Origin of the sequence: Enterobacter sp. HNDS-6 (assembly GCF_039850505.1) — a bacterium.
In the GTDB taxonomy this organism is placed as follows: domain Bacteria; phylum Pseudomonadota; class Gammaproteobacteria; order Enterobacterales; family Enterobacteriaceae; genus Enterobacter; species Enterobacter kobei.
In genome coordinates, this window is the sequence record NZ_CP156673.1 from 704,785 (window position 1) to 721,501 (window position 16,717).

The following is a 16,717-nucleotide window of genomic DNA, read 5'->3' on the forward strand; positions in this document are numbered from 1 at the left end:
CCTCCTGAAACCAATCTTATGAGATTTACATTATACAAGCGATTGCTTTGTGACCGATTTCACCTTTCGCTCACCGCGCTTCACTGATAATCCACAGACATAACATAAACAATACCCCTCAATCTTGTACGGAGTTCGCAATGAACAATGTTCTGGGATTTCTTGAAGCAAAACTGATGCCGCTGGCGGCGAAAACGGCCCAGCAGCGCCATCTCGGGGCCATTCGTGGTGCCTACGTTTCATTCATGCCATTTATCATCGTCGGATCCATTCTGCTCGTCATCTCGTCGTTCCCGAATCAAACCTATCAGCAGTTTATGTCTCAGGCCTTTGGTGAGAGCTGGAGCGCGATTATCGAAATTCCGTTCAATGCGGTCTTCTCCACCATGTCGCTGTTTATCAGCTTCCTGGTCGCCTTCCGCCTGGCCGAACACTATGGCGAGGACCGTATCTCCTGCGGCATCCTGGCATTGGTCGCATTTTTAATCCTGACGCCGTTTATCAAAGTGGCGGAAAACGGCGGCATTACCGTCATACCGGTAGAGTGGATTGGCAGCAAGGGGCTGTTTGTGGCGATGATCGGTTCGCTGCTGTGGACGGAACTGTTTTGCTGGCTGAAGCGCAAAAATCTGGTCATTAAAATGCCGGACGGCGTGCCGCCTGCGGTACAGGAGTCCTTCGCGGCGCTGATCCCGGCCCTGCTGGTCATGATACTGGTGCTGGGTATCCGCATCATCTTCGAAAATACCCACTACAACACCATCCATCAGTTCATTTACGAGGTGGTCGCCACGCCGGTACGCCACTACGGCACCTCTTACTTTGGCGCGCTGATGACCGTATTCAGCATCACTATTCTGTGGTCAGTGGGGATTAACTCCGGCTCGATGATCAACGGCATCATTCGTCCGCTGTGGATGGAAAACCAGACCGATAACATCGCCGCCATTCAGGCGGGCACGACGCCGCCGCACATTATTACTGAACAGTTTTTTGACATGATCTGGATGGGGGGAGCGGGCGCCACGCTGTCGCTGGTGATTGCGATGCTGATTTTCGCCCGCAGTAAAAACATGCGCGAAGTGGCGCGCCTCGGCGCGGGGGCGTCGGTGTTTAACATTAACGAGCCGATCCTGTTTGGCCTGCCGGTGATCATGAACCCGATCATGCTTATTCCGTTCAACCTGGTGCCGCTGGTGCTGGTTACCGTGCAGTATGCGGCGATGAAAATTGGCGCGGTCGCCGTCACCACCGGGGTGTTTATCCCCTGGACGCTGCCACCGGTCATCAGCGGTTTTATCGTTACCGGGCACCTGAGCGGCAGCGTGATGCAGCTTATCAACCTGCTGATTGGCGCCATGTTGTACCTGCCTTTCATGCGTATCGTGGACAAACAGTACCGTGCTGCGGAGCTGAGCACGGTCACACAAACTGACACCACCCTTGCAAAACAGGAGTAAAGCATGTGGGGAATTATCGCAACCTGGCGAATGGCGCTTGAAGGCGTAACGGAATCTGCATCTGCCCTGGCGGCGGGAAAACCGGTCTCAGCAGCGGTGGTGGATGCCGTCGCTGCCGTGGAAGACTTCCCGCTGTATAAATCCGTCGGCTATGGCGGGCTGCCTACCGAAAATGGCGAAGTCGAGCTGGATGCGGCGTACATGGACGGCGACACGCTGGCGTTCGGCGCCGTAGGAAATCTGGTGGATATCGCCAATCCGGTGCGCGTGGCGCACGCGCTGAGCCGCCAGCGCTACAACAGCCTGCTGGTCGGCCAGGGCGCACGTGAATGGGCACTGAGCCAGGGCTTTGCCGACAAAACCATGCTCACGGAGCGCGCCATGCAGCACTACCGCAAGCGCTGCCGCGAGACGCTGGATAAAGGCTTAAGTCCGTACGACGGACACGATACCGTCGGCATTATCGGTCTTGATAAGCAGGGTTCCATGAGCGTAGCCACCTCCACCAGCGGCCTGTTTATGAAAAAACGCGGCCGCATTGGGGATTCCCCCATTATCGGCTCCGGCTTTTACTGCGACAGCGAAACCGGTGCCGCTACCGCCACGGGCGTCGGTGAAGATCTGATGAAAGGCTGCACCAGCTACGAAATCGTTCGCCGGATGGCGCAAGGCATGTCGCCGCAGCAGGCCGCAGATTCAGTGGTGTTCGAGCTGGAAGATAAGCTGATGTCGCGCTTTGGTCGCGCGGGCGATCTCTCCGTGGTGTGCATGAATAACAAGGGCGAGTTCGGCGCCGCGACGAATATCAAAACCTTTTCGTTTGTGGTGGCGACGGCTCGACAGCCTCTCACCGTTTATCGCACAGAGCGTCTGCGGGAAAAAACGCATTATCACGCGGTAGACGATGAATGGATGCAGGCCTATGCCGCGCGGATCCGCGCCCCGATTGAGGAGTCATGATGATTACATATCAACTCATTACCGCACTTTCCGACGCAAAGCCGCAAAGCCATTTCATCGCCCGCACCGCCTGTGCGCATTTGCCGCAAACTGCGCTTATCGCGGAAATGCGCGAGTCCAGCGGCATCGCTGACGCCCGCTTTGGCTGCGCCCCTTTTGCCCGGATCACGCTGCTCCCGGATGCGCTCTGGCACGATAGCCTGACAGAAGGATTGCTCACGGCGCTGCGCCCGCTGCTGGCCTCACCCGTGAGTCCCGATGTGATGCTGGACGTGACAAATATCGACGACGTCGTGCTGGCGCAAGTGCTGCGTTTTCTCTTTAATCAGGCGCACCGGCTGAGCGATTTGCAGCTAAAGAAAACCGACGATGACGTCCGTATTGCGCATATCACCGCCCTCTGCCTGCCGGAACAACAGGCGAAGCTGGAGAGTGTTTTCCGCCAGCAGCAGGCTATCGCGCACGGCATGGTCGCGGCACGACGTCTGGCGGATATCCCCTCTGACCGGTGTACGCCGCAGTTTGTGGTAGAAGAGGCACTAAAGCTCTGCGCCCTCTTCCCCGCCCTGCGCTGCGAAGTGCTCAACGAAAAAGAGATTGTTGAGCACGGCCTGGGTCTACTGCACGCCGTGGGCAAAGGGGCGAGCTGCCCGCCACGTCTGCTGGCGATGCATTATGATGGCACTCACGACGGCCCGGTGCGCTGCTATGTGGGAAAAGGCATCACCTTTGATACCGGCGGTCTGTGGCTGAAAGAAGGTGCGGGCATGTACACCATGAAATATGACATGTGCGGGGCGGCTAACGTGCTGGGGCTGATGCTCACCGTGGCAGAGCTGGGATTACCCGTACGCATCATGGGCGTGCTGGCACTGGCAGAAAATGCCATCGGCCCCAATGCCATGCAGCCCGGCACGGTGGCAACAGCCTGCAACGGCACCACGGTTGAAATCAACAATACCGATGCTGAAGGTCGACTGGTGCTGGCGGATGCCATCGCCTGGGCCAGCCAGCGGCATCCGCAGACGCGCTATATTATTGATATGGCGACCTTAACCGGTGCAGTCGTGAAGGCGCTGGGGTATGAGCTAAGCGGGCTAATGACGCAGGATGAACCGCTGCGCAGTGCGCTGACGCAGGCAGGGAAACAGAGTGGCGACGAAGTGTGGTCCCTGCCGCTGGATGCGCGGTTGAAAAAGCAGACCGACAGCGCCATCGCCGATCTGTGCAACACGCCAACCAACAATGCGGCGATAAGCGCCTCGGCGGCGTGGTTGCTGCATCACTTCTGCCCGCCAACCATTCCGTGGGCGCATCTGGATATCAGCGGCACGGCACTGTGGCGTGAAGGGGGACGGAGCGTGGCATCAGGACGGCCGATTCCACTTCTGGTAGAGCATCTGTTGGAGGATCTTTAGCCGGGTGGCGGCTACGCCTTACCCGGCCTACAAAGAGCACCTGTAGGCCCGGTAAGCGCAGCCGCCACCCGGCAAAAAACTCAAAGCTTAAGGATATCTTTCACAAACGGAATGGTCAGCTTGCGCTGGGCGGTAATGGAAGCGCGATCGAGCTGATCGAGCGTATCGAACAGGGTGCGCATTTCCCTGTCCAGGCGCTTGAGCAGGAAACGGCCCACGTCTTCCGGCAGCTCAAAGCCACGCTGCTTTGCGCGCAGCTGTAATGCCTGAAGCTTATCTTCATCCGACAGCGGCTGGAGCTTGTAGATTTGCCCCCAGTCCAGACGTGACGCCAGATCCGGCAACCCAAGATTGAGCTGGCGCGGTGGACGATCGCCGGTGATCAGCAGTCGGGTTTTGCCCGACTCCAGAATGCGGTTATAGAGGTTAAAGATCGCCATTTCCCACGGCTCATCCCCCGCCACGCATTCGATATTATCGATGCAGACCAGGGAGAGATGTTCCATTCCCTCCAGCACGTCAGGCACGAACCAGGTACGTTTATCCAGCGGCACATAGCCTACCGCATCACCGCGCGCCGAAAGCTCCGCGCAGGCGGCATGCAACAGGTGGCTGCGCCCCGCGCCTTCGCGTGACCAGATATAGATGTATCCGCTGTGCTCCTGGCGCAGCACGTTTTGCAGTGCAGCCAGTAAAGAGGGGTTATCACCCGGCCAGAAACTCGCAAAAGTTTCATCGTCAGGGAGATAGAGTGGCAGAGAGAGCTGTGCCGGTCCGTTCAGAAGTACCTCAACCAGATCTTACGTAAAATCGGAACGGAGTTTAACACGGAACCAGCAAGGAGAGAACCGGGCGGATCGTCCACCCGGTTAAAGGATCAATGTGGCGCTTTTTCGCTTTCGTCAGCGTCCAGGACCACCTCTTCCGGGCGGATCACCGAGATCAGCTTGAAAATCAGGCTCAGGCCCACGCCGACGATGGTCGCCAGCGCCATGCCTTTCAGCTCGGCCGCACCGATGTGCACCTTCGCACCGCTCACGCCGATAATCAGAATGACCGAGGTGAGGATCAGGTTCTGCGCTTTGCTGTAATCCACTTTCGATTCAATCAGCACGCGAATCCCGGAGGCACCGATTACCCCGTACAGCAGCAGCGAGACGCCGCCCATGACCGGCACCGGGATGATCTGAATCGCTGCCGCCAGCTTGCCCACGCAGGAGAGCAGAATGGCAATAATCGCCGCGCCGCCAATAACCCAGGTGCTGTAGACGCGGGTGATTGCCATCACGCCGATGTTCTCACCGTACGTGGTGTTTGGCGTGGATCCGAAGAAACCGGAGATGATGGTGGAGAAACCGTTCGCAAACATGGAGCGGTGCAGACCCGGGTCGCGGATTAAATCACGCTTTACGATGTTCGCCGTTACCACCAGGTGGCCGACGTGCTCCGCAATCACGACCAGTGCGGCGGGCAGAATGGTGAAGATAGCAAACCACTCGAAGCGCGGGGTGTAGAAGGTTGGCAGCGCGAACCAGTGCGCCTCGGCAATCGGTGTGGTATCCACCACGCCCATCACGAAGGAGAGCGCATAGCCCGCCAGCACGCCGATCAGGATCGGGATAATCGCCATAAAGCCGCGGAACAGCACGGAGCCAAACACCGTCACGCCCAGCGTCACCATCGAGATAATGATGGTTTTAGAATCCGGCGATTGCCCGTCCGCAGGCAGCAGACCGGCCATATTCGCCGCCACGCCCGCCAGTTCGAGACCGATGACGGCAACGATTGCGCCCATCGCCGCAGGGGGGAACATCACGTCCAGCCAGCCGGTACCGGCTTTCTTCACAATGAAGGAGACCAGGCAGAACAGTACGCCACACATGATAAAGCCGCCCAGCGCCACTTCATAACCCAGCGGCAGCAGCAATAGCACCGGAGAGATAAAGGCGAAGCTCGACCCGAGATACGCCGGGATTTTGCCTTTACAGATAAAGAGGTACATCAGCGTACCGATGCCGTTGAACAGCAGCACGGTAGCCGGGTTAATGTGAAACAGGATTGGCACCAGCACGGTTGCGCCAAACATGGCGAACAGGTGCTGCAAACTAAGCGGGATAGTCTGTAAAAGCGGCGGTTTTTCACTCACCCCGATAGCACGGCGCGTCATAGTGTTTTCCTCTGAGTTTTGTTGTTGGTGTTTTATTCAAAAAAAAGCCGACTATCAAAGTCGGCTTTTTTATCGTTATTCGATTATTTCGTACCAAAGATCTTATCGCCGGCATCGCCGAGCCCCGGGATGATGTATCCGTGCTCGTTAAGACCCTGGTCGATAGAGGCGGTGTACAGCTCAACGTCCGGGTGCGCTTTTTCCAGCGCCGCGATCCCTTCCGGTGCCGCAACGAGTACCAGCACCTTAATGCTGCTGCAGCCCGCTTTTTTCAGCAGGTCAATGGTGGCGATCATTGAACCGCCGGTCGCCAGCATAGGGTCAACCACCAGCGCCATACGTTCGTCGATGTTGGACACCAGCTTCTGGAAGTAAGGAACCGGCTCCAGCGTCTCTTCATTACGGTAGATACCGACCACGCTGATGCGCGCGCTGGGTACGTGCTCCAGCACGCCTTCCATCATACCCAGACCGGCACGCAGGATAGGCACGACGGTAATTTTCTTCCCTTTGATCTGCTCAACCTGCACCGGGCCGTTCCAGCCTTCGATGGTGACTTTTTCCGTTTCCAGATCAGAGGTTGCTTCGTAGGTCAGCAGGCTGCCCACTTCAGAAGCCAGTTCGCGAAAACGCTTCGTGCTGATGTCATGCTCACGCATCAGGCCCAACTTGTGTTTAACGAGTGGGTGTTTCACTTCCACAATCTTCATTCTCTTTCTCCTCTGAGGTGGCATCCGCAAAAAAATCGCGGGATTATACCGCTTTTTTCGGATTGCGCCATACCCATCTTGCTTGACATATGTCAATCAAAGACAAAAAAGCCGGAGGCTGGGCTCCGGCTTGGGTGCGGGGTTCTGCCGGGTGGCGCTAACGCTTACCCGGCCTACACGTCCCGTAGGCCCGGTAAGCGCAGCGCCACCGGGCAATTATAGCTGCTCGCCGTTGCTCGCAATCACCTGCTTATACCAGTCGAAGGACTTTTTCTTGCTGCGGTTCAGCGTGCCGTTCCCTTCATTGTCTTTATCTACAAAGATAAAGCCGTAGCGTTTTTTCATTTCACCGGTGCCGGCAGACACAAGGTCGATACAGCCCCACGGGGTGTAGCCCATCAGGTCTACGCCATCTTCCACCACCGCTTTTTTCATCTCGCGGATGTGCGCAGAAAGGTAATCAATGCGGTACCGATCGTTTACCGTGCCGTCACTCTCCTGCACGTCAATCGCGCCAAAGCCGTTTTCAACAATGAACAGCGGCAGCTGGTAGTGATCCCAGAACCAGTTCAGTGAGTAGCGCAGCCCAACCGGGTCAATCTGCCAGCCCCAGTCGGATTTCTGCACATACGGGTTAGAGACCAGGCTCTTGCTCTCGTCGTAATCAAGCTGCGGGTTGTCCGCCGTCGCCTTGGTGGCAAAGGACATGTAATAGCTGAAGCCAATATAATCAACGCACCCCTGGCGCAGCGCTGCTTTATCCTCGTCGGTGATATCCAGCGCGAACCCGCGACGTTCAAAGTAGTTGAGCAGATGCTGCGGGTACTTACCGCGGACGTGCACGTCGGTAAACCAGTAGCGACGGTGCATCGCATTCATCGCCATCATCATATCGTCCGGCGCGCAGGTCAGCGGATAGATAGGACACATAGCAATCATGCAGCCGATCTGCAGCGACGGATTAATTTCGCGTCCCGCCTTCACCGCCAGGGCGCTGGCCACCAGCTCGTAGTGCGCGGCCTGGAACATGACCGGCTCACGGTCTTCACCCGGCGCATACTTCAACCCGGAGTTGGTGAACGGCGCAAAATCTTCGTGGAAGTTAGCCTGGTTGTTGATCTCATTGAAGGTCATCCAGTATTTCACTTTATGCTGATAGCGCTGGAAGACCACTTTTGCAAAACGAACGAAAAAGTCGATCAGCTTACGGTTGCGCCAGCCGCCGTATTCCGTCACCAGGTGGAAAGGCATCTCGAAGTGAGAAAGCGTAATAACCGGTTCGATGCCGTACTTCAGGCATTCGTCGAACAGATCGTCATAGAATTTCAGGCCAGCCTCATTAGGCTCCCGCTCGTCGCCTTTCGGGAAGATACGCGTCCAGGCGATGGAGGTACGGAAACATTTGAACCCCATCTCGGCAAAGAGTCTGATGTCTTCTTTATAACGATGGTAGAAATCAATGGCTTCATGGTTAGGGTAATTCTTCCCTTCCAGCACGCCGTTGGTGATTTCACGCGGTACGCCATGCGCACCCGCCGTCATGACGTCGGCAACGCTTACGCCCTTGCCGCCCTCTTTCCAGCCGCCTTCCAGCTGATGCGCCGCAACGGCACCACCCCACAGAAAATCTGCTTTAAATCCTGACATTCGCTTTCCCTCATTCTGCGTTATTTTCTGCAAAAACAATTACAGAAACCGGTTTCAGTTCGATGATGTGCAAAGGGGTTATCCGTTGCAAGCAGATCACCGAAACCGGTTTCATTTTCGTGAACAGAGTCAAGTTTGTTGCCCCGCAATGGCCAGAGAGAAAAAAAGATCCCTCCACCGAGAATAGGCTCGCAAACGTTTGCCTGGACTGTTAGAATTGCGCCGATTTTTCTTACTAGCTATGCAATCGCGTGGGGACTTGAGCCGTGACCAACAAAACTTCTCTCAGCTACAAAGATGCCGGTGTTGATATTGACGCAGGTAATGCGCTGGTTGACCGAATCAAAGGTGTGGTGAAAAAAACCCGCCGCCCGGAAGTGATGGGGGGTCTGGGTGGATTCGGCGCACTGTGCGCGCTGCCGCAAAAATATCGTGAACCTGTTCTGGTCTCGGGAACTGACGGCGTAGGCACCAAACTGCGCCTGGCGATGGATTTAAAACGTCACGACACGATCGGTATCGATCTGGTTGCGATGTGCGTGAATGACCTGGTGGTTCAGGGTGCAGAACCCCTGTTCTTCCTCGATTACTACGCGACCGGCAAACTGGATGTGGATACCGCAGCCAGCGTCATTAACGGTATCGCCGAAGGCTGTCTGCAGTCCGGCTGCGCGCTGGTGGGCGGTGAAACCGCGGAAATGCCTGGCATGTATCACGGCGAAGATTATGACGTCGCAGGCTTCTGCGTCGGTGTAGTAGAAAAATCAGAAATTATCGACGGCAGCAAAGTGGCTGATGGTGATGTGCTGATTGCGCTGGCTTCCAGCGGCCCACACTCCAACGGCTACTCTCTGGTGCGTAAAATTCTCGAAGTCAGCGGTTGCGACCCACAAACCACTGAGCTTGAAGGTAAACCGCTGGCTGACCATCTGCTGGCCCCGACCCGCATCTACGTGAAAAACGTGCTGGAGCTTATCGAGAACGTTGACGTTCACGCCATTGCCCACCTGACCGGCGGCGGCTTCTGGGAAAACATTCCGCGCGTCCTGCCGGATAACACCCAGGCGGTGATCGACGAATCCTCATGGCAGTGGCCGGCGGTCTTTAACTGGCTGCAGACCGCAGGCAACGTGAGTTCTCACGAAATGTACCGCACCTTTAACTGCGGCGTGGGCATGGTTATCGCCCTGCCAGCAAGCGAAGCCGATAAAGCGGTTAAGCTGTTGACCGAGAAAGGTGAAAACGCGTGGAAAATCGGTACGATTAAAGCCTCCGATTCCGAAGAGCGTGTGGTCATTGAATGAAAAACATCGTGGTGCTCATTTCCGGCAACGGAAGTAATTTGCAGGCCATAATAGACGCCTGCAAACAGAAGAAAATTAACGGCACCATTCGGGCAGTATTCAGCAACAAGGCCGACGCGTTCGGCCTTGAGCGCGCGCGGCAAGAGAGCATTCCCGCGCACGCGCTGGAAGCCAGCCAGTTCGCCGGGCGTGAAGCCTTCGACCGCGAACTGGTTAACGAGATTGATGCCTATGCACCGGACGTGGTCGTACTGGCGGGCTATATGCGTATTCTGAGCCCGGCGTTTGTCGAACACTTCGCCGGGCGACTTCTGAATATCCACCCTTCCCTGCTGCCAAAATATCCCGGCCTGCACACACACCGTCAGGTGCTGGAAAATGGCGATGAGGAGCACGGTACCTCTGTGCATTTCGTCACCGACGAACTGGACGGTGGCCCGGTGATCCTGCAGGCGAAAGTCCCGGTCTTTGATGGCGACAACGAAGACGACGTGACCGAGCGCGTGCAAACCCAGGAACACGCCATCTACCCGCTGGTGGTCAGCTGGTTTGTTGACGGGCGTCTTGAAATGCGCGACGGTGCAGCCTGGCTGGACGGCGTTAAGCTTCCGCCTCAGGGTTATGCGGCCGAAGAGTAGTTTGTTATGTCGGGTGGCGCTACGCTTACCCGACTTCTTGCATTACCCGATATTGCCTCCCCCAACTCTCTAAAATCCCCAACAAAAAAAATAACTGTCATACTTTTCTGGCACTGTTGGACATATCGTGGAAATGCTCGCCATAATAAGGACGAGACGGATTTACCACGTCCTGTGATTGAACTGGAGTGTGAGCTGTAATGGGTCAGGAAAAGTTATATATCGAGAAAGAGCTAAGCTGGTTAGCATTTAACGAACGTGTACTCCAGGAAGCGGCCGACAAAAGTAACCCGCTGATCGAACGCATGCGTTTTTTGGGCATTTATTCCAACAACCTGGATGAGTTCTACAAGGTTCGCTTTGCCGAGCTGAAAAGACGGATCATCATCAGCGAAGAACAGGGCTTAAATTCTCACTCGCGGCATCTGCTGGGTAAAATCCAGTCCCGCGTGTTGAAAGCCGATCAGGAGTTTGACGGCCTGTATAACGAACTGCTGCTGGAGATGGCACGCAATCAAATCTTCCTGATTAACGAACGTCAGCTTTCCGTTAACCAACAAAACTGGCTGCGCCACTACTTCAAACATTATCTCCGCCAGCACATTACCCCGATTCTGATTAACCGCGAAACCGACCTGGTGCAGTTCCTGAAGGATGACTACACCTATCTGGCCGTGGAAATTATTCGCGGTGAGTCCATCAGCTACGCGCTGCTGGAGATCCCGTCTGACAAGGTGCCGCGCTTTGTGAACCTGCCGCCGGAAACCCCGCGCAGACGCAAGCCAATGATCCTGCTGGATAACATCCTGCGTTACTGTCTGGACGACATCTTCAAAGGCTTCTTCGACTACGATGCGCTAAACGCCTACTCGATGAAGATGACCCGTGACGCCGAATACGACCTGGTCCACGAGATGGAAGCCAGCCTGATGGAGCTGATGTCCTCCAGCCTGAAACAGCGCCTGACGGCCGAGCCGGTACGCTTTGTTTACCAGCGCGATATGCCGGACGCCATGGTGGAGATGCTGCGCGAGAAACTGACCATTTCGCGCTATGACTCCATCGTACCCGGTGGCCGTTACCACAACTTTAAAGACTTTATTGGCTTCCCTAACGTTGGCAAAGCCAACCTGGTGAACAAGCCGCTGCCGCGCCTGCGCCATCTCTGGTTTGATAAATTCCGCAACGGGTTTGACGCCATTCGCGAACGTGACGTCCTGCTCTACTATCCGTACCACACGTTTGAACACGTGCTTGAACTGCTGCGTCAGGCCTCTTTCGACCCGAGCGTGCTGGCGATCAAAATCAACATCTACCGCGTGGCAAAAGATTCCCGCATCATCGACGCGATGATCCATGCGGCGCACAACGGCAAAAAAGTGACCGTGGTAGTAGAGCTGCAGGCACGTTTCGATGAAGAAGCCAACATTCACTGGGCGCGCCGTCTGACGGAAGCGGGTGTGCACGTCATCTTCTCCGCGCCTGGGCTTAAAATTCACGCCAAGCTGTTCCTGATCTCCCGTAAAGAGGGCGAAGACGTGGTGCGTTATGCCCACATCGGAACCGGGAACTTCAACGAGAAAACGGCGCGGATTTACACCGACTATTCGCTGCTCACCGCCGACGCCCGCATCACTAACGAAGTGCGCCGTGTATTTAACTTTATTGAGAACCCGTACCGCCCGGTGAGCTTTGACTATCTGCTGGTCTCGCCGCAGAACTCGCGCCGCCTGCTGTACGATATGATCGATAAAGAGATCGCCAATGCCCAGAAAGGTTTGTCATCTGGCATCACGCTGAAGCTTAACAACCTGGTCGATAAAGGTCTGGTGGACCGTCTGTATGCGGCGTCCAGTTCCGGCGTGCCGGTTAACCTGCTGATCCGCGGCATGTGCTCGCTGATCCCGGAACTGGAAGGCATCAGCGACAATATTCGCGTTATCAGCATTGTTGATCGCTACCTGGAACACGATCGGGTCTATATTTTCGATAATGCGGGTGATAAACAGGTCTATCTCTCTTCGGCAGACTGGATGACGCGCAATATTGACTATCGAATTGAAGTCGCGACCCCGCTGCTGGATCCGCGTCTGAAACAGCGTATCCTCGACATTATCGAGATCCTGTTCAGCGATACGGTGAAAGCGCGCTATATCGACAAAGAACTCAGTAACCGCTATGTACCGCGCGGCAATCGTCGTAAAGTGCGGTCGCAACTGGCGATTTACGACTATATCAAATCACTCGAGCAACCCGATTAACCTATGCCGATAAATGATAAGACCCCACGCCCGCAGGAATTCGCCGCGGTCGATCTTGGCTCTAACAGTTTCCACATGGTCATCGCCCGTGAGGTGGATGGCGCGCTGCAGATCATCGGTCGTCTGAAGCAGCGCGTACACCTGGCGGATGGTCTTGATGAACGCAGCATGCTGAGCGAAGAGGCGATGGAGCGCGGCTTAAACTGCCTGTCCCTGTTTGCTGAGCGCCTGCAGGGCTTCTCGCCTTCCAGCGTTTGCATTGTGGGGACCCACACGCTGCGCCAGGCGCTGAACGCCCCGGAGTTCCTCAAGCGGGCCGAAAAAGTGATCCCCTACCCGATTGAGATCATCTCCGGTAACGAGGAAGCGCGTCTGATTTTCATGGGTGTTGAGCACACCCAGCCGGAAAAAGGGCGCAAGCTGGTTATCGACATTGGTGGGGGTTCTACGGAACTGGTGATCGGCGAAGACTTTGAGCCGCGTCTGGTGGAAAGCCGCCGTATGGGCTGCGTCAGCTTCGCGCAGATGTATTTCCCGGGCGGCGCCATCACCCGTGAAAACTTCCAGCGGGCGCGTATGGCCGCGGTCCAGAAGCTGGAAAATCTGGCCTGGCAGTACCGTATTCAGGGCTGGAACGTGGCGCTGGGCGCGTCGGGTACCATCAAGGCGGCGCATGAAGTCCTGCTGGCGATGGGTGAAAAAGACGGGTTTATCACGCCTGAACGCCTGACCCTGCTGACCGAAGAAGTGCTGAAGCATAAAAGTTTTGACGCCCTAAGCCTGCCGGGTCTTTCTGACGAACGTAAGGCGGTATTTGTACCGGGTCTGGCTATCCTCTGCGGCGTGTTTGATGCGCTTGCCATTAAGGAGCTGCGTCTCTCCGACGGTGCGCTGCGTGAAGGCGTGCTGTATGAGATGGAAGGCCGCTTCCGCCATCAGGACATTCGCAGCCGCACCGCGCAAAGCCTGGCCAACCAGTACAACATCGACCGCGAGCAGGCGAAGCGCGTGCTGGAAACAACGGTCCAGATGTACGAACAGTGGGAAGAACAGAATCCTAAGCTCGCGCACCCGCAGCTTGCCGCCCTGCTGAAATGGGCCGCGATGCTGCACGAGGTGGGGCTGAACATTAATCACAGCGGGATGCACCGCCATTCGGCCTATATTCTGCAAAACAGCGATCTGCCTGGCTTTAACCAGGAGCAGCAAACCATGATGGCGACGCTGGTGCGTTATCACCGCAAGGCCATCAAGCTCGACGATCTGCCGCGCTTCACGCTGTTCAAGAAGAAGCAGTTCCTGCCGCTCATCCAGCTGCTGCGTCTGGGCGTGCTGCTCAATAACCAGCGTCAGGCCACCACGACGCCGCCGACGCTGAAGCTGACAACCGACGATCACCACTGGACGCTGAGCTTCCCGCACGACTGGTTCAGCCAGAACGCGCTGGTCCTGCTGGATCTGGAAAAAGAGCAGCAGTACTGGGAAGCGGTCACCGGCTGGATGCTCAAAATCAAGGAAGAGAGCGCCGACGTCGCCGCATGATGACTCAGGCGTCCGCGGTGGACGCCTCAGTTTCCGCCAGTGACTCAAGCGCAACCGGCTTGCCAATCAGATAACCCTGCACATAATCGATGCCTAGCGCGTGAACCGCGCTACGTATCTCTTCGGTCTCGACATACTCCGCCACCACCAGCATCTTCTTCATGCGTGCCAGATGGCAGATAGACGCCACAATCTGATAGTCCAGACTGTTGTTGACGATATTACGGATGAAGCTGCCGTCAATCTTGAGAATGTCGGCATCCACGCTTTTCAGCCGCGCATAGCTCGCATAACCGGTACCGAAATCATCAATCGCAATGCGTACCCCCATTTTCTGCAACTGCCTGAGGATGTGTAGCGCCTGTTCCGCGTTGCAGAAGGTGCTGCACTCCGTCACTTCAAAGATCAGCTGCCACGGCTCGATGGCATAGTGGGTCAGCAGACGACTCACCTCGAGCGGGAACTGCACCCGACACACCGTTGAAGGGGCCAGATTAATGGCAAAGCGCTGGCCGGGCAGTTTCTCGCGGTGCGCTGCAAGGAAGCGCAGCGTGTGGTCCAGTACCCACAAATCCACCCGCGAAGAGAGTCCAAACTCCTGGGCAACGGGCAGGAATTGTTCAGGCGAGATTAACAGCCCGTTTGCATCGGTCATGCGCAGCAGCACTTCGTGATAGCTGTCCCCCCGCAGGCCGCGCACAGGCTGAACCAGCAGCGTGAATTCGTTGTTATCCAGCGCACGCTGCAGGCGACTCATCACCGCGACTTTATCCTTCAGGCTACGCTGCAGGTGGACGGCACCACGTTGCTGAAGGTTTTCCGGGTGGTTAGAGGAGAGCGACAGGTCAGCCACTACCCCCAGCTCGCCCAGCACCAGATAGAGGTGGTTGACGGGCGAACGTACATAGCAGTAGCTCACGCCCACCTGCGGCTGCAACGGTATGCCATCCCAGATAAAGCGGAACTGTTTGATATGCTCGTCCAGAGTTTCAATCCGCTGCTGGTGCGATTCCGCGTTAAGGCGAATCGCCAGGTCACAGCCCGTGAGGTGATAAACCTTTTCGTTGGACTGGAGCCTGGCATTAATCCATTGCGCCAGCCGCTGTTTGTACTGAATGCGCAGCAACACGCCATAGTTACGCCCCAGAATCTCCAGCTCAGGAATACGCACTAAACAGAGCGCCGACCACGGGTTTTTCGCCAGATCGCGCGACAGCGCCCGCAGGTTAGGCATATGCATAACCGGGTCGAGTAACGCCAGCCTGCGGGCACGCTTGTTCACCGCGCGCTGCCGGGTCGCCAGCATCGACATGTAAATCACCACGAACGAAAAGACCAGGTAACTGGAAGAGGTGATCGCCAGCTGAATGTCGTATCCCTGGTTGATTGGGATATAGCGGTAAAAATAGTGGATAGACACCAGCAGTATCGGCGTCCAAATAAGCGAAATCAGCTTATAGCCAAAGCGCATCGCCCCCCAGAGCATCACCGGCATCAGCAACGACAGGGTATAGTTGGTGGTGAAAATGGAACTGTTTTCATTCATCGGGAGCAGCAGCAGCGAAATCAGCCCGCCGAGCGCAACAGCCCAAATCAGAAACTCAGCGGGCGTCACTTTTGCGTCTATCTGGCTACGGATCTGCGAGATGAGACTGTTGAGATAACGCGGATGGCGAATCAGGCGGATCAGCAGATAACATAGCGGCACGCCCGTCAGCCCGCTGACCAGCAGGGCCTGATAGTTAATCAGCGTGCGAATATTAAAAGGGTTCAGCCCCGCCAGGCTCTGACGACTCTCATATATGCCGAGATACACCGCAAACTGGAACAGCACCAGAAACAGCGTCGCAGGGCAGAAGGCCTGCCAGAACATACGCTGCGCCATCAGCCGCACGTCGCCATAGGCCGTCATATTTCGTCTGGGCGCAAAAACCCGATAGCCGCCCCAGCTGAGCACTAACGGGACGATAAAATGGAACACACCGGCGACGGTTTCGAACAGCCCGACCGACGGGTAATAGCGAATAAACAGCGCCAGTACAATACCGGGCAGAGCTTCCAGACCAAAAAACATCATCAGCGAAAGCAAAAAAGAGAGCGGTAAATAATAGAGCGCCGCAATGCCGTCGCCCAGCTGCGTGAACGTATTCGCCACGCTCAGCACGGGCAGTAACCCCACCGGCAAAATAAGCGGCAATGCCCACCAGCGGTTTTTATTGTTTTTAAGAAAAGCGAAAATGTTCATAGATGCCCGGTTAAACCCCTTTTACTCCAGAGGGAAAATAAAGACAGGCATCCAACCTGACCTGACGCCGCCCCGGTGATGTGCAGGGCGAACAGTGTGGAGGAGGGATTTTAAATACCAGAGCCGGGAATCCGTTGACTTAAATCAAACTATTTTATGCAAATAAGCCTTACATGCGTTTTTTTTGAAATAATTTTCCTCATATTATCAATATGGTAAATGCAACAATCAATTTCAATAACAATAATTAATGTAAACACTGACGGTTATTTACACATTGCGGAATTGACCCTGTCTTTCCGCTGTGCCTTAATATCCCCATCGCCCAAAAGGGCATGCCCAGGAAAAAGAGAGTGAGTCAGGCC

General features: G+C 55.9%; 12 protein-coding genes. 7 read left to right on the top strand and 5 right to left on the bottom strand.

What is annotated here, in order from left to right; translation table 11 throughout:
• Positions 1 to 140: 140 nt before the first annotated feature.
• From celB to ABFI50_RS03215, 3 genes are read left to right on the top strand one after another with little or no spacing between them, the layout of a single operon-like run.
• The gene (gene celB, locus ABFI50_RS03205; protein ID WP_023337590.1) at positions 141 to 1,460 is read left to right on the top strand and encodes a PTS cellobiose transporter subunit IIC; all 1,320 of its coding nucleotides are present in this window, start codon (positions 141 to 143) and stop codon (positions 1,458 to 1,460) included.
• A gap of 3 nt (positions 1,461 to 1,463) precedes the next feature.
• Complete coding sequence (locus ABFI50_RS03210) at positions 1,464 to 2,420, top strand: N(4)-(beta-N-acetylglucosaminyl)-L-asparaginase (RefSeq protein ID WP_014884773.1); 957 nt, start codon at positions 1,464 to 1,466, stop codon at positions 2,418 to 2,420.
• A complete protein-coding gene (locus ABFI50_RS03215) occupies positions 2,420 to 3,838 on the top strand; it encodes a leucyl aminopeptidase family protein (RefSeq protein WP_241820236.1) in 1,419 nt (472 codons plus the stop codon). The genes ABFI50_RS03210 and ABFI50_RS03215 overlap by 1 nt, the downstream gene beginning before the upstream one ends.
• Positions 3,839 to 3,918: 80 nt before the next feature.
• On the opposite strand, the gene ABFI50_RS03220 is transcribed toward ABFI50_RS03215, so the two are convergent.
• The 4 genes from ABFI50_RS03220 to ABFI50_RS03235 form a co-directional block, all read right to left on the bottom strand.
• The gene (locus ABFI50_RS03220) at positions 3,919 to 4,620 is read right to left on the bottom strand and encodes a DnaA inactivator Hda (RefSeq protein WP_213014348.1); all 702 of its coding nucleotides are present in this window, start codon (positions 4,618 to 4,620) and stop codon (positions 3,919 to 3,921) included.
• A gap of 95 nt (positions 4,621 to 4,715) precedes the next feature.
• Positions 4,716 to 6,005: a uracil permease gene (gene uraA / locus ABFI50_RS03225; protein WP_347485338.1), complete on the bottom strand. Its 1,290-nt coding sequence runs from the start codon at positions 6,003 to 6,005 to the stop codon at positions 4,716 to 4,718.
• 83 nt (positions 6,006 to 6,088) lie between these two features.
• Positions 6,089 to 6,715, bottom strand: coding sequence for a uracil phosphoribosyltransferase (gene upp, locus ABFI50_RS03230; protein WP_008501641.1), 627 nt, complete (start codon positions 6,713 to 6,715; stop codon positions 6,089 to 6,091).
• Between the two features lie 216 nt (positions 6,716 to 6,931).
• On the bottom strand, positions 6,932 to 8,362 hold the full coding sequence (locus ABFI50_RS03235; protein WP_014884777.1) for a 6-phospho-beta-glucosidase: 1,431 nt from the start codon (positions 8,360 to 8,362) through the stop codon (positions 6,932 to 6,934).
• Positions 8,363 to 8,628: 266 nt separating this feature from the next.
• Here ABFI50_RS03235 and purM point away from each other — a divergent pair, with 266 nt between their 5' ends.
• From purM to ppx, 4 genes are all read left to right on the top strand, one after another.
• Positions 8,629 to 9,666, top strand: a complete 1,038-nt coding sequence (purM, locus tag ABFI50_RS03240; protein ID WP_023331057.1) for a phosphoribosylformylglycinamidine cyclo-ligase — start codon at positions 8,629 to 8,631, stop codon at positions 9,664 to 9,666.
• A complete protein-coding gene (purN, locus tag ABFI50_RS03245) occupies positions 9,663 to 10,304 on the top strand; it encodes a phosphoribosylglycinamide formyltransferase (protein WP_014884779.1) in 642 nt (213 codons plus the stop codon). Before purM ends, purN begins: the two co-directional genes overlap by 4 nt.
• Positions 10,305 to 10,504: 200 nt before the next feature.
• The gene (ppk1, locus tag ABFI50_RS03250; protein WP_014884780.1) at positions 10,505 to 12,565 is read left to right on the top strand and encodes a polyphosphate kinase 1; all 2,061 of its coding nucleotides are present in this window, start codon (positions 10,505 to 10,507) and stop codon (positions 12,563 to 12,565) included.
• Between the two features lie 3 nt (positions 12,566 to 12,568).
• The gene (gene ppx / locus ABFI50_RS03255) at positions 12,569 to 14,107 is read left to right on the top strand and encodes an exopolyphosphatase (RefSeq protein WP_014884781.1); all 1,539 of its coding nucleotides are present in this window, start codon (positions 12,569 to 12,571) and stop codon (positions 14,105 to 14,107) included.
• A 4-nt stretch (positions 14,108 to 14,111) separates the two neighbouring features.
• Here the strand turns inward: ppx and ABFI50_RS03260 are convergent, their stop codons facing one another.
• Positions 14,112 to 16,352 carry an EAL domain-containing protein gene (locus ABFI50_RS03260; protein ID WP_014884782.1) on the bottom strand — a complete coding sequence of 747 codons (2,241 nt, stop codon included), beginning with the start codon at positions 16,350 to 16,352 and terminating at the stop codon, positions 14,112 to 14,114.
• Positions 16,353 to 16,717: the final 365 nt, after the last annotated feature.

Excerpts from the sequence above, each read along its gene's own strand:
- celB (WP_023337590.1), top strand. The coding sequence starts at position 141 with ATGAACAATGTTCTGGGATTTCTTGAAGCAAAACTGATGCCGCTGGCG.
- ABFI50_RS03210 (WP_014884773.1), top strand. The coding sequence starts at position 1,464 with ATGTGGGGAATTATCGCAACCTGGCGAATGGCGCTTGAAGGCGTAACG.
- ABFI50_RS03215 (WP_241820236.1), top strand. The coding sequence starts at position 2,420 with ATGATTACATATCAACTCATTACCGCACTTTCCGACGCAAAGCCGCAA.
- uraA (WP_347485338.1), bottom strand. The coding sequence starts at position 6,005 with ATGACGCGCCGTGCTATCGGGGTGAGTGAAAAACCGCCGCTTTTACAG.
- upp (WP_008501641.1), bottom strand. The coding sequence starts at position 6,715 with ATGAAGATTGTGGAAGTGAAACACCCACTCGTTAAACACAAGTTGGGC.
- ABFI50_RS03235 (WP_014884777.1), bottom strand. The coding sequence starts at position 8,362 with ATGTCAGGATTTAAAGCAGATTTTCTGTGGGGTGGTGCCGTTGCGGCG.
- purN (WP_014884779.1), top strand. The coding sequence starts at position 9,663 with ATGAAAAACATCGTGGTGCTCATTTCCGGCAACGGAAGTAATTTGCAG.
- ppk1 (WP_014884780.1), top strand. The coding sequence starts at position 10,505 with ATGGGTCAGGAAAAGTTATATATCGAGAAAGAGCTAAGCTGGTTAGCA.
- ppx (WP_014884781.1), top strand. The coding sequence starts at position 12,569 with ATGCCGATAAATGATAAGACCCCACGCCCGCAGGAATTCGCCGCGGTC.
- ABFI50_RS03260 (WP_014884782.1), bottom strand. The coding sequence starts at position 16,352 with ATGAACATTTTCGCTTTTCTTAAAAACAATAAAAACCGCTGGTGGGCA.